Annotated in this window: 14 protein-coding genes; 7 read left to right on the top strand and 7 right to left on the bottom strand. The window is 37.2% G+C overall.

The window, feature by feature from the left end; genetic code table 11:
- The first annotated feature begins 261 nt into the window (after nucleotides 1-261).
- Complete coding sequence (gene hutI, locus VKY50_RS01135; protein ID WP_324297989.1) at nucleotides 262-1500, top strand: imidazolonepropionase; 1239 nt, start codon at nucleotides 262-264, stop codon at nucleotides 1498-1500.
- Here the strand turns inward: hutI and VKY50_RS01130 are convergent.
- Nucleotides 1497-2297 carry a TIGR00266 family protein gene (locus VKY50_RS01130; protein ID WP_324297987.1) on the bottom strand — a complete coding sequence of 267 codons (801 nt, stop codon included), beginning with the start codon at nucleotides 2295-2297 and terminating at the stop codon, nucleotides 1497-1499. The two genes, hutI and VKY50_RS01130, sit on opposite strands and share 4 nt — an antisense overlap.
- A gap of 67 nt (nucleotides 2298-2364) precedes the next feature.
- A complete protein-coding gene (locus VKY50_RS01125) occupies nucleotides 2365-2826 on the bottom strand; it encodes a DUF4442 domain-containing protein (RefSeq protein ID WP_324297985.1) in 462 nt (153 codons plus the stop codon).
- A gap of 183 nt (nucleotides 2827-3009) precedes the next feature.
- On the opposite strand from VKY50_RS01125, the gene VKY50_RS01120 reads away from it, so the two are divergent.
- The 6 genes from VKY50_RS01120 to VKY50_RS01095 all read left to right on the top strand — a co-directional run bounded on the left by VKY50_RS01120 (nucleotide 3010) and on the right by VKY50_RS01095 (nucleotide 8434).
- Nucleotides 3010-3480 (top strand): DUF4870 domain-containing protein, encoded by a 471-nt coding sequence (locus VKY50_RS01120; protein ID WP_324297982.1) that lies wholly within the window; start codon nucleotides 3010-3012, stop codon nucleotides 3478-3480.
- A 78-nt stretch (nucleotides 3481-3558) separates the two neighbouring features.
- Nucleotides 3559-3882, top strand: a complete 324-nt coding sequence (locus tag VKY50_RS01115) for a PadR family transcriptional regulator (RefSeq protein WP_324297980.1) — start codon at nucleotides 3559-3561, stop codon at nucleotides 3880-3882.
- A 10-nt stretch (nucleotides 3883-3892) separates the two neighbouring features.
- Complete coding sequence (locus tag VKY50_RS01110) at nucleotides 3893-5548, top strand: PspC domain-containing protein (protein WP_324297978.1); 1656 nt, start codon at nucleotides 3893-3895, stop codon at nucleotides 5546-5548.
- Between the two features lie 29 nt (nucleotides 5549-5577).
- Complete coding sequence (locus VKY50_RS01105; RefSeq protein ID WP_324297976.1) at nucleotides 5578-6243, top strand: head GIN domain-containing protein; 666 nt, start codon at nucleotides 5578-5580, stop codon at nucleotides 6241-6243.
- Between the two features lie 113 nt (nucleotides 6244-6356).
- Nucleotides 6357-7370: a dipeptide epimerase gene (locus VKY50_RS01100; protein ID WP_324297974.1), complete on the top strand. Its 1014-nt coding sequence runs from the start codon at nucleotides 6357-6359 to the stop codon at nucleotides 7368-7370.
- Between the two features lie 5 nt (nucleotides 7371-7375).
- Nucleotides 7376-8434 (top strand): aminotransferase class I/II-fold pyridoxal phosphate-dependent enzyme, encoded by a 1059-nt coding sequence (locus tag VKY50_RS01095; protein ID WP_324297973.1) that lies wholly within the window; start codon nucleotides 7376-7378, stop codon nucleotides 8432-8434.
- A 78-nt stretch (nucleotides 8435-8512) separates the two neighbouring features.
- Here VKY50_RS01095 and VKY50_RS01090 read toward each other — a convergent pair whose 3' ends face one another.
- The 5 genes from VKY50_RS01090 to VKY50_RS01070 all read right to left on the bottom strand — a co-directional run bounded on the left by VKY50_RS01090 (nucleotide 8513) and on the right by VKY50_RS01070 (nucleotide 13434).
- Nucleotides 8513-9229: a response regulator transcription factor gene (locus VKY50_RS01090; protein ID WP_008990789.1), complete on the bottom strand. Its 717-nt coding sequence runs from the start codon at nucleotides 9227-9229 to the stop codon at nucleotides 8513-8515.
- A gap of 4 nt (nucleotides 9230-9233) precedes the next feature.
- Entirely contained in the window at nucleotides 9234-10805 is a 1572-nt protein-coding gene (locus VKY50_RS01085; RefSeq protein ID WP_324297968.1) for a sensor histidine kinase, read from the bottom strand.
- A 78-nt stretch (nucleotides 10806-10883) separates the two neighbouring features.
- Entirely contained in the window at nucleotides 10884-11468 is a 585-nt protein-coding gene (gene coaE / locus VKY50_RS01080) for a dephospho-CoA kinase (protein ID WP_324297965.1), read from the bottom strand.
- Nucleotides 11465-12433 carry a YbbR-like domain-containing protein gene (locus tag VKY50_RS01075; RefSeq protein WP_324297963.1) on the bottom strand — a complete coding sequence of 323 codons (969 nt, stop codon included), beginning with the start codon at nucleotides 12431-12433 and terminating at the stop codon, nucleotides 11465-11467. The genes coaE and VKY50_RS01075 overlap by 4 nt, the downstream gene beginning before the upstream one ends.
- Complete coding sequence (locus VKY50_RS01070) at nucleotides 12433-13434, bottom strand: glycosyltransferase family 2 protein (RefSeq protein WP_324297961.1); 1002 nt, start codon at nucleotides 13432-13434, stop codon at nucleotides 12433-12435. The genes VKY50_RS01075 and VKY50_RS01070 overlap by 1 nt, the downstream gene beginning before the upstream one ends.
- Nucleotides 13435-13486: the final 52 nt, after the last annotated feature.

Below are 13486 nucleotides of genomic sequence, written 5' to 3'. Positions count from 1 at the left end.
GAATTATTTTTCAAATTTAAACGCCGTATTCCTTTACTGAATTATAAAAGTCATTCCTTTAAAAACAGTGGTAAAAAATCATCAATCCATCCATTGAGAGCTATTTCATTAACGCGCTATTTTTTGTATAATAATTTGTTAATTTGCCATTATATAATAATATAATCCGAAGTTACGTTCGAAAAGTTATAGAAATAAAGTATAATTTTGTTTTAAATTTCACCCGTATTTCAATTAAGAACCGTTAAACCAGATGTCAAAATGAAAGTACTATTTACCAACATAAAAGAACTTCTACAAACAAGAGACTCCCCTACAGCTGTTCTTAAAGCAGGAGCTATGAAAGAGCTTCCAACTATTAAAAACGCCTATCTACTTATAGAAGATCAGAAGATATCTCAATACGGCCCCATGGAGGAGCTCCCTACACTGCAAGTTGATAATACGGTTGATCTAAGCGGCAAGATGGTTCTTCCCTCTTGGTGTGATAGTCATACACATTTGGTATATGCCGGCAACCGTGAACAGGAATTCATAGATCGCATTAATGGATTGAGTTATGAAGAAATTGCTGCTAAAGGCGGTGGAATCCTCAATTCGGCAAAAACATTAGAGAACACCTCCGAGGATGACTTATATCAACAATCTTTAAAACGATTGGAGGCCATAGCCCGTTTAGGCACAGGAGCAGTAGAAATTAAAAGTGGTTATGGACTTTCCCTGGAAGGTGAGCTAAAAATGCTTCGCGTGATAAAACGACTGAAAGAATCTAGTAGTCTCACCATAAAAAGTACATTTTTAGGCGCTCATGCAGTTCCTTTAGCATACAAGAGTAACCAACAAGCCTATATAGATTACATCATCCAAACCGTATTACCTCAAGTGGTTTCACAAGGACTTGCTCAGTACATCGATGTGTTCTGTGAAAAAGGATATTTTTCCACATCTGATATGGAAAGAATCCTAGATGCTGCTACAGCTTACGGACTCATTCCAAAGGTGCATGTCAATCAATTTAATTCCATTGGGGGCATTAAGGCCGCATTAAAATACAATGCCTTAACTGTAGACCACTTAGAGGTCATAAAAGAAGAAGATATTACCGCGCTGCAAAATTCAAATACCATTGCAGTAGCACTACCGCTTTGTTCCTTTTTCCTCGGCATTCCTTATAGCCCTGCAAAGCAGCTCATCAGAGCTGGCATACCCTTTGCAATAGCAAGTGATTATAATCCAGGTTCCTCCCCAAGTGGAAACATGAATCAGGTTGTATCAACCGCATGCATCAAAATGAAATTAAATCCAGAGGAGGCCATAAACGCCGCTACTATAAATGCAGCTCATGCCATGGGAATTGGCGCAACCCATGGAAGTATCACTCCCGGAAAGATGGCTAATTTCATCATAACCAAGGCTTTGCCCTCTTATGGTTATTTAATGTATGACTTTGGTAACAATAACATTGATACTGTGTATGTCAATGGAAAGTCTTTAGATTAGAACCGATTATCACCATCGAGAAGATTTCCTAATCCGCCTAGAACACTTCCTTCTCCTTTACTTTTTCCTCCTTGTTGTGGAATGGCGGCAAATACGCGACTTGCAAGACGGCTAAAAGGCAGCGACTGAATGTATACCACACCAGGCCCTCTTAAGGTAGCATAGAATAATCCTTCGCCACCAAAGACGGTATTTTTAATTCCTCCAACAAATTCAATATTGTAATCTACATCCTTTGTAAAGCCTACTATACAACCTGTATCTACCTTTAAGACCTCCCCTTGAGCCAGTTCTTTTCTAGCCAAGGTCCCTCCAGCGTGAACAAAAGCCATTCCGTCGCCTTGTAGTTTTTGCATTATAAAACCCTCTCCTCCGAAAAAACCTCTACCTAAACGTTTGGAAAATTCAATCCCAACTGAGACCCCTTTAGCCGCACAAAGAAAAGCATCTTTTTGACAGATGAATTTCCCTTGGTATTGCGTAAGATCAATAGGAACTATTTTACCAGGATAGGGCGCTGCAAAACTCACTTTTTTCTTTACCACGGTGGTATTTAAATAAGCAGTCATAAATAGACTCTCCCCAGTTAGCATACGTTTACCAGCGGAGAACAACTTCCCTAATACCCCACGATCCTGGTTAGAACCATCTCCAAAAATCGTATCCATGTTCAATCCGTCCTCCATCATCATAAAACTCCCCGCCTCTGCGATTACTGCTTCCTGTGGATCTAATTCTATTTCCACATATTGCATTTCTTCACCGTAAATCTGGTAATCAATTTCGTGTGCTGTCATAATTTATTGTTATTTGATTGTTTCATTTTCATTAGTAGCTCCATTAAATTAATTGTTACACTACTTATTACACTGGACGCTTTAATTTTATGGTCCACATAAAATCAAAGACACTTACCACATCTCCATGACTATCCCTTCCAGTGGATTGCATCCAAAAAGTTTGGCCTTCCCCTGTGCTAATGGCTTTGGTTATAGCATGATCAACCGCAGCACCTTGCTCACATTCAAAGGTAATTCTCCCTTTTGCTTTTTTTGTAAAGGTCGCTTTGTTTTGTGCCACCAACATGGAAATACGCTGGTTACTATCCTTTATTTTACCAATAACTAAGGCGCCTGTTGACAACTCTGCAGCCATCCCTTGTACAGCCCAAAATATAGAGTTAAATGGGTTCTGATTCACCCATCGGTGACGAACCGAAGTCACACATTTAGTATCATTTATCTGTTGAACTCGTACTCCACAAATCCATGCGGAAGGCAACTTGATCATTGCAAATCTATTAAGTTTTGAAGCCGTTAACATCATGTGAATTGTTGATTATAGGCTGTAAGATATTGAATATTCGACAATTTAAGCTCTTTTAAATAGTATTAATTTTTTGTTAAATACAGTACTATGTTTTGCAAACTACCTTCCTAAGTATATATATTTGCATTAGACATTAGTATGTATTGGATATCAATATTTAAAATCATCAATCAAAACAAAATGGAAAACACCATTACTAAACATCAACGAAACTTGGCAGCTTTCATCCATCTGTCTACATTTACCAAATACATCTTTCCTTTTGGAAATTTTATTTTCCCTTTAATGCTTTGGGTTCTAAATAAGGACAAAGATGCCTATGTAGATCAAAATGGAAAACAGGCCATTAATTTTCAGATTAGCCTGCTACTCTATGGAATTATTTTAGGTACCATCACCATCCCAATCCTTTTGATGACCGGTTGGGAATTCGCTGAGCTTATTAATTTTTGGCAATACAATGGACAACATGTGGACTTTAACTTAGTTCGTTTACCAACTATAGGAACTAATGTAGTTATATTAGGGATTATTGGAGTATTAGCAATTGTGCTAGCCCTTATGGATATCGTATGCACGATCCTTGCTACCTTAAGATCCAATGAGGGTGTTTTGTACACCTACCCATTGAGTATCAAGTTTTTAAAATAATCATTTAAAGTATATTATAAAATTCATCATACATCAACAATCAAAAAACGAACAGTTAAATAAAAGAATTATGTAACCATGAAGATAGAAAACACAAAAGCACAAATGCGTAAAGGGGTTCTAGAGTTTTGTATCTTATCTATCATACAAGACCAAGATAAGTATGCATCCGAGATTCTAGAAACTTTAAAAGATGCAAAAATGCTTGTAGTAGAAGGAACGATTTACCCTTTACTTACAAGATTAAAAAATGCAGGATTATTGAATTATCGATGGGAGGAATCCACCTCTGGCCCGCCACGAAAATACTATACGCTTACTGAAAATGGAAAGCTGTTTCTAAAGGAGCTAAATAGTACTTGGGAAGAATTAAGAAATGCAGTTAACCTTGTAACAAAATAAAACACGAACGATGAATAAGACAATCAATATAAATTTAGCAAATACATTTTTTCACATTGATGAGGATGCTTATTTGAAATTACATCGCTATTTAGAGGCGGTCAAACGATCCTTTACAAAATCCCAAGGCAAAGATGAGATCATCGCAGATGTTGAAGCCCGGATTGCCGAACTTTTCACAGAGCGATTAGAGCACGATCGACAGGTGATTACCACAAAAGAAGTGGAAGAGATCATCAGCATTATGGGACAGCCTGAAGATTATCTAGTAGATGAGGAGCTATTTGAAGATGAACCTCGTGGCAGCCACAGCACAAAAACACACAAAACTCTATATCGTGATATCGATCGAAAGTACGTCGGTGGAGTCTGTGCTGGGTTAAGTCATTACCTGGGTATAGATGTATTATGGGTCCGTTTATTATTTATTATCATAAGTATCCTAAGTCTTGGTACAGGTAGTATTATTTATCTAAGCCTTTGGATTCTAGTTCCAGAGGCCGTCACTACAGCTCAAAAAATTTCTATGGCCGGAGACCCTATCAATATCAGCAATATTGAGAAGAAAATTCGAGAAGGATTTGAAGATGTGACCGAAAAGGTAAAAAACGTGGATTATGATAAGATGGGGGCTTCTGTAAAAAAAAATTCAAAAAATATTTTTGATTCGATCCTGGCAGTAATTTTAAGCCTCTTTAGAATAGGTGCCAAACTAATAGGAATGATTATTTTGATTACCGCTGCCATCACTTTAATTTCCATTTTCTATGGACTCTTTACAGCTGGAACAATGGAAATTTGGGGTGCACCGTGGAATGATTATTTTCATGCGACCGTTGATGCTCCTATTTGGATGATCTCGCTATTGAGCTTTTTAGTCATTGGAATTCCTTTGTTTTTTCTATTTTACTTAGGTTTAAAGATCATTTTCAGCAATTTAAAATCGATCGGAAACGTCGCTAAATTTAGTCTAATAGGACTTTGGATATTATCGGTGATAGGTATCAGCATCCTGGGCATTAAAACGGCCAGTAGTTATGCCTTTCATGGATCGTCTACCAAAATTGATCATCCGCTTGTAAATGGGACGGACACCTTGATTATTAAAATGGCTTCAACAGAAGTATTACATCAAACTGTATTTGACTCCAATGGTTTTATAATTAGCGATCTTTCCAAGGATAAAGCAGGCAAATCGATCTATAGTGATGAAGTGGATTTTCGGATTAGACCCTCTGATAATGATCAGTTAAAAATTGAGATCAGGAAAGAATCTAAAGGCGCGAGTCAATCCGAGGCACGGCAAAGAGCAGAAGCCATTATATATGACTATACGCTAAATTCAGGTGTGCTGACACTGGATGATTACTTAAGAACTGCAGTGGACCATGGTTACAGAGATCAAGAAGTGGATGTGACTATAATGATACCTTCAGGCTTGATCCTTAAATTTGATCCTTCTGTAAAACATCATTTTAGAACGCAAAACAATATGGACTATGGCTTTAATAAAGTATCCAAACAATTCTGGAGACTTGATACTGATGGAACCTTAATTTGTGTGGATTGCCCAAGCAGTACAACTCCAAAAGAAACAAAATCACCTCAGTTAGACACTATATCGGTAAGAAAAACCCAAGATGAATTTCAAAAAGATAGTATTTAATTTTAATATCAATCAAAAACCAACCAAAAATGAACACCTTAATTAAAGTAATCGTAACTATTGTCATTTCCTTATTTCTTTGTTCATGTGAATTTAATTTCGCAGTTATTGATGGAAACGGAAATGTTGTCAATGACCAGAGAACCCTCGATCAACCTTTTAATGCCATTGAAGCTTCCACTGGGATCGAAGTGGAACTTATGATGGATCAAAACGAAAAAGTAGTGGTTATTGCCGATGAAAATTTATTGGATATCATTACTACAGAAATAAAAGATAATACCTTGCACATAAATGCCACGCAAAACATTGGCCACGCAACATCCAAAAAAATTCTAGTTGGGGTCAAAGATATATCCAGCATACAAACCAGAGCTGGGGCATACCTATGGAGCAAAGACACCATCGAGGCTAAGGACTTGGATATTACCGTCAGTAGTGGTAGCCATACATCACTTAAATTAGCTGCCAATTCAATACAATTAAGTGCCAGCAGTGGAGGTAATTTAGAAGTGGAAGGCAATGCAAACTTTTTAAATGCCAAGGCATCTTCCGGTGGGCATATTAATGCAGATGATCTCTTGGTGGAAAACATTCGTGCAAAAGCCTCATCTGGCGCAGTTATTAAAGTGATAAAAACAGAGCAGATCTCCATAGAGGAAAGCTCTGGAGGTCACGTAAGAACCAATCAATAACAATTCCATTGTAAGTTTGCCTAGTCCGAATTAGCTAGTACATTAACTTTTCATGCAAGTCTCGCTTTTTTTCTTGGCTAATATGTAAATTCGCTCCAAAGCAAAAATTACAGATGGAACTCGAATTAAAGAAATACGTACTTGAACTCGGATACACCTTTAGAATATCTAGGGAATCTCGTGATACACAGGATTCTCTAGTGGTGTGTTTGAGTTTAAACGGTGAAACTGGTTATGGGGAAGCCACTACCAATTCATACTATAATGTCACTGTTGAGTCTATGATGGCTGAGATTTCAGAAGTCGAGCCCTACATAAACACCATCACTTGTATTGATCCATCAGAATTCCACCACTATTTAACCAGTAAAAATCTTAGTCAGTTTGCTATTTGTGCATTAGATGTTGCAGCGCATGATCTTTATGGAAAATTAAAAGGGATGCCGCTCTACCAGTTATGGAACACCTCCAACGAGCACTATCCGATTACCAATTACACCATAGGCATAGATACCATTGAGAAGATGGTAGAAAAGATGGTAAAGAAACCCTGGCCACTTTACAAAATTAAATTAGGAACAGCCTACGATCTTCAGATCATAGAAGCCCTAAGGAACCATACAGACGCCACCTTCAGAATCGATGCCAACAACGCTTGGTCGGTTGAACAAACGCTTCAATTAGCTCCCCGTCTTAAGGATTTGCAAGTAGAATTTCTCGAACAACCACTGCATGCGGAGAATATCGAAGGCTACAGAGCTCTTAGAGGAAAATGTGAACTACCAATTATCGCCGACGAAAGTTGTATTGTGGAACAAGACGTAGCGCGATGTGCTGGGTTATTTGATGGTGTCAACATCAAACTTACCAAATGTGGGGGTCTCACCCCTGCCCTACGCATGATTCAAAAGGCAAAATCACTAAAGATGAAGGTTATGGTGGGTTGCATGACAGAATCCACTGTGGGCATATCAGCAATTGCACAATTAACCCCCCAACTCGATTATGTCGATATGGATGGGGCGATGTTATTAAAAAATGATATCGCAACAGGGATACAGATCCAAGAAGGTGGTAAATTGAATTTTCCTTCCATCGGCGGTACAGGAGTACGATTACTAAGTTAAGCGATATGGTTGAATATATTGACAAATTTCCAGATCGCATCATAACCACAGACAAGGGTGACTACCTATATTTTGGTGGTACAGCCTATTTAGGTTTACAAACGCACAAAGAATTCCTTAAATACTTCACAAACAACATAGTTCTCTACGGAACACATTACGGCGCCTCTAGAACCTCTAATGTCCGATTTTCGATATATGATAAAGCCGAGCATTACCTAGCAGATTATATCGGTAGTGAGGCATCTGTTACCTTATCCTCTGGTTTTATGGCCTCTCAACTGGTAAGTCAATATTTTTCAAATTCCCAAGTCACAAGTTATCGAACTCCAAATACTCATGAAGCTCTAGGGGCTGCAGGTCAAATTAAAGTAAAAAGTTACCAACAGCTAAAAGGCCTTATGGATCAAACCCCTCAGGATCAACCGGTGGTGATTTACCTTGACTCCATAGATTTTATAGGATTAAACTATCCTGACTTTAAGGGACTTAAATTGCTAAATCTTAAAAATGCTATTGTAGTAGTAGATGATTCCCATGGTCTAGGAGTTATTGGACCTAATGGAGCAGGTGTCTTTCAAGAACTAAAGTCCCTTGGAATGATGGAACTTATCGTATGTGGTTCTCTAGGTAAAGGATTCGGATTACAATTTGGAGGTATCTTCGGCACGAAGAAAAGAATTGAAACCCTTTGCCAATCCCCAATCTTTGGAGGAAGCTCACCCGCTAGCCCAGCAACCATGGCGACATTGATCCAAACCCAACATATAATAACCAAGCAAAGAGAAAAGCTTCATAAAAACGCTACCTTGCTTAGCGGCTTGTTAGATACTCCAGAAATTTTTAGATACCATGGCACTCACCCGACCTTCGCTTTTACCAATGAGGAATTAACCAATTACTTGTATAATCACAACATTATTGTCACTAGCTTTAATTATCCTACTAAGACATCCCCTATAATGAGTAGAATTGTAGTGAGTGCTTTTCACACCGTAGAGGATATAAAAACCTTGGCTAAGGTGCTAAACAGCTATAAAAAAACCTCCCAAACAAATCGTTAAGGAGGTTATATTTGAATTTTATCTTAACATAATAAAAAGTGCGTCACAAGAACATCACCTTATATTACAGTATATGTTCTATTTATCAGCTTGGCTTTTAACAACTAATCTAAATCCTTCTCCGTGAATGTTAAGTATTTCTACATCCTCATCTCTTTTAAGGTATTTACGAAGCTTGGCAATATACACATCCATACTTCTAGAGGTAAAATAATTATCGTCTCTCCAAATTTTGGTCAGCGCTAATTCTCTAGGCATCAAATCATTCTCGTGCAAGGCCAGTAATCTAAGAAGTTCATTTTCTTTAGGAGATAGCTTAATAGGTTCTTCATCTTTAAATGTTAAGAAACGTAGTTTTGAATTCAAATGGAAATTTCCAATCTCAAATTCAAATTGTTTGCTATCGGCCAATGACTCGGTAGATTTACGCTGAATAATTGCTTTGATTTTAAACAACAACACCTCGGAATCAAAAGGCTTATTTAAATAATCATCTGCACCCACTTTATAGCCTTTGAGTACATCCTCTTTCATTGTCTTTGCAGTAAGAAATATAATCGGAACGTTATCATCCTTCTCTCTTATTTCCTTTGCTAATGTAAACCCGTCTTTATAAGGCATCATCACATCCAGAATACATAAATCAAAATTATCTTTTCTGAATTTCTCAAAACCTTCCATCCCGTTTTTGGCCAATGTCACATCAAAGTCATTCATTGACAAATAATCTTTTAGGACAATTCCAAAATTAGGATCATCTTCTACCAATAGAATTTTTTTATTTACTGTTTCCATGCTTTTATATTAAAGGTAACTTTACAAAAAAGGTACTTCCTTTATCTTTTTCACTCTCGGCATATACTTCTCCTTGGTGGTCCTCAACAATACTTTTAACGTAGGCCAAACCAAGACCATGCCCTTTTATATTATGTATGTTTCCGGTAGTTTCACGATAAAATTTTTCAAATATTCGTTTCAATACCGCTTTGCTCATCCCAGCTCCTTTATCAGTTATTTTAATAACAATGCTATTTTTCACTATCTCGGTAAACACCTCAATTTTTGGTTCATCTGGGGAATACTTATTCGCATTATCCAAGATGTTGACAAAAATATTAGTCAAATGAAATTCATTACCCAATATCTCTGATCTTTTGGCGTCCAAATGTGATTTAATATACCCCCCTCTATTTTCAACCATCAATTCAACATGCGCCAAAGCTTCTTCCAAAACTTCGTGAATATCCACCCGATCCTTCTTTATATCCAATTGATTTTTCTCCAATTTGGATATTCGCAGTACATTCTCCACCTGTGCGTGCATCCGTTTATTCTCATCTCGGATCATTTGCATATAACGATTGACCATATCAGAATCTTGCGAGGCTTTCGGATTTTTTAAAGCATCCAAAGCCAAGTTTATTGTGGCAATTGGAGTTTTAAACTCATGGGTCATATTATTGATGAAATCGGTCTTTATCTCTGAAATCTGCTTTTGCTTAATCAATTGATAAATCGCACTTGCATAAGCAATTAGAATCACAAGGGTGAACACCATGGATAAAATGGCCATTTCAATAACCGAAGAAATTAAAAACTTCTTCTTATCCGGGAAGCTTACCACAAGGTTGTAGTTACTCTTACCTTCACTATCCGAGAAAATCTGAGCTCTATAGCGCGATTGTATTAGATCCATAGAGTTACTCGAGCGTACCCTTGTGGCTAAACCTTTGCTGTAAATACCGTAATCAAATTTCAAATCAATTCCCCTATCTCTAAGCTCCTTTTGCATCAAAAGCTCGATCTCTTGAGGGCTGACCCTTTTATGAATTGGCACTCTGTTGGCTGCCTCTTTAAACACATCTTCAAAAGCGGCCTTTTCAATAGCAGAAAACCCACCAATTTTTTCAATACGCTCAACGGGTGAATATATCTTCCCATCAATACCGTACTCCTCTTTAAAAATCTGCGTAGTCCTCCTACTGGTATAATTCTTTATGGTAGAAGAATCAGCTGCATTGTTATCAAAGAACGTTGAAGATATACCGTAATCTTCCTCTAAGATTCCATGTGAATAGATGAAAGTTTCATTGTTATTTCCATCGCGTTCAACATAGAAAATCTCTTTTAAATTCGATTCCTTTAATTCTCCAATACTGTCCTTTAATCGCAAAGATTTGTTGAAGTAATCCTTCATCTCCCTCTTCTCGATTTTATTAGTCACAGTATGCAATACCAAAAAAATGGTATTCGAAAATTGCTCCTCTTTATCCTCCACTGCCGTTTTTATCCAATATCCCTGAACAAAAATAATTCCAATTAAGGACAAGCTCATAAGGATAACAAGAAGTACTAATAAGCGTCTACTCATTTGCTCAAAATTAAGGCTTTGTAATAAGGTAGGTTAAGGTTTTAACCTAACCTTAACAAAAATGTTAAATTTTTTGTTTCAAATCGTTTTTTTAAGTATATGATCGTGGATTTTATATACTTTTTCTTTTGTGGAGTCTAGATCAATGTTCTCAATGACATAGGTGGATTTTTCGATCCGCTGCTGATCGGTCCACTGATTTTTGATGCGATCCTTTACGGCCTCTCTAGTAGTTTGATCTCTGTTAACGACACGGTCAATACGAATTTCCTCTGGCGCCGTTACACTAATGATAGCATCACACAACTGATCTCCACCAGATTCAAAAAGTATGGCTACTTCTTTTATCACATAGGGAGCATCCTGCCTTTTGTACCAAGAATCAAAATCAGCTCTTACCGCAGGATGAATGATTCCGTTTAAAACAGCAAGTTTACTAGGGTTGTTAAACACGATTTGAGCAATGTAGTATCGGTTCGGTTTAGATTCATCATATGCTTTTTCCCCAAATTCCTCTATGATGCGTTTTTTAATACTTTCATCATCTTCCATAAGCTGCTTTGCTCTGTCATCCGCAATATAGACAGGCACTCCCAATTCCTTAAAAAAAGAGGCGATTGTAGATTTGCCACTACCAATACCTCCAGTTAGTCCTATGATCATTGTGCTGTAGTTTTGGTTAAAAATTCAATCTTTTGATCTATAAGTTTGACGGAACTAACAAATGATGGCTTTTTGGTGATCCTTGGAATAAGATAAGGGATCTGATCATTGGTATCATTAAAATCACATTCCACTTCAAAATCGGTCATCTGAATATTTTTAAGTTGAGAAATAGGGGCTTTACATAACACCTCAACCATAGGAGGATAAAGCTTTATGCTGATGTTTGACGGTAGGTTTTTTACCTGCACATTTAACTTTAATACTTTTTCAGAATAACGCTCCACAGGCACCACAATATTCACTTGTTTGGTCTGATATTCCAGGTTATTAAGAGAATCTGGTAAGGAAAGTCTTACGGTAGTATTAATGGAATTATGAACATTTTTATAATTTTTAATTTCGGTATGAACTCGATCCATTTTAGAAACAACATCCTCTGGCCCACGAACCCAGATACTATCAGGTTCGATAGAAATGGAATCGCTTAAATTAAAATCCTCTTCAAAGGAGAATAACAACCGAGAAATCACAGGTACGATTCTTTTGATATTTTCACCTAAGGTTAATTTTAAAGAATCCAAATCCAGACGTTTAACCACTAGAGAACTGTATTGTCTATTTATCGCGGATTCTAAATCGATAGCAAGCATGTAATTGATGTCTTTTTGCTTTCTAAAGTCTGCATAGGGAAGATCAACACTTTGCCTAAATAGTCTGTATGTCAATAATTTAAAGCCAGTAGCCTGAACGGTAGCTTCAATAGAATTGGTAGGTTTGCCTAACACTAATTTTTCCTTTGGGATACCGGAATAGGTGACTTTGAAATTCAGCTGAGATACATATGTATCGGATAGTGTAATTAAAAACCATATAAAAAATGAAATGACCAAAAACATTAAAAACATGGATGCCTTTGGTCTGCTTAAGAGCTTTTTGATTTTTTTACCGACTTTTCTTAACATTATTTAAAAAAGAGATTTGGAAAAAGCACTTCAGGTTTTTTCTTTGAAAAGGTAATTAAAATTGTGGATTTAGCAAAGCCTAAACCGTAGCCTAGAAATTGGATAGCACTAGCGTATACAGACATCACAGCTATATAAAGGCTTTTGGTACTTCTTAGCGCGTCTATAAAAATCAGGAGTGCAAATAGACCATAAACCCCTAAAAACCAGTTAAAACCTGCACACCAAAATAATAGAGCGATCAAAAATCCAAAAATAAACAAACTGGGAAACCAATAGGTGATTTTACGTGACTCAGGGTGCCATTGATTTAAAATAGGTCGGGTCATCCCAAACTTATTTACCTGTATATAAAACTTCTCCCAGGAAATCCTTCTTTTGTGATAAACAAAAGCATTCGGAATAAGTTTCGTTTCAAATCCAGCCTTCCATAAGCGCAGTGTTAAATCAGGATCCTCCCCTGGGTGGATTTTACCAAATCCCCCAGTGGTTAAAAAAGCCTTTTTTGAAAGCCCCATATTGAAACTCCTGGGCTGAAATTTGTTAACACTTCCACTTTTTCCACGGATCCCTCCAGTGGTTAGCCAAGAGGTCATACTGTAGTTAATGGCCTTTTGAATTGCAGAGAAAGATTCATGAGCTGTATCCGGCCCGCCGAAACAATCGGTATACTTCTTTGAAAGGCCTTTTTTCACACTCTCCAGATACGTACTGGGTAAAATACAATCAGAATCCAGTATAATAAAGTAATTTCCTTTAGCTTTCCCCATGCCGTAATTACGAGAATCTCCAGGGCCAGAATTAGCCTTGAAGTAATAGGCGATATTCAACTGATTGCTATAGCGATCAGTAACATCCTTACAGGGTCTGGTAGAGCCATCCTCTACCAGCACTACCTCAAAGTCCCCACCCTCTTTTAAATGTACCATGCTTGCAAGAAGTTCTTCAACTTCTTCAGGTCTGTTATATACCGGGATTATAAATGAAAACTGAAGTTTCATACCGAAGTTATAAAATTAAAAAAGCTGTTTAAAGTAATCATCCATTGATATA

Origin of the sequence: Galbibacter sp. (assembly GCF_035306585.1) — a bacterium.
In the GTDB taxonomy this organism is placed as follows: domain Bacteria; phylum Bacteroidota; class Bacteroidia; order Flavobacteriales; family Flavobacteriaceae; genus Galbibacter.
Note: the sequence above shows the minus strand (reverse complement) of the source record. Positions and strands in the feature narration are given on the sequence as shown.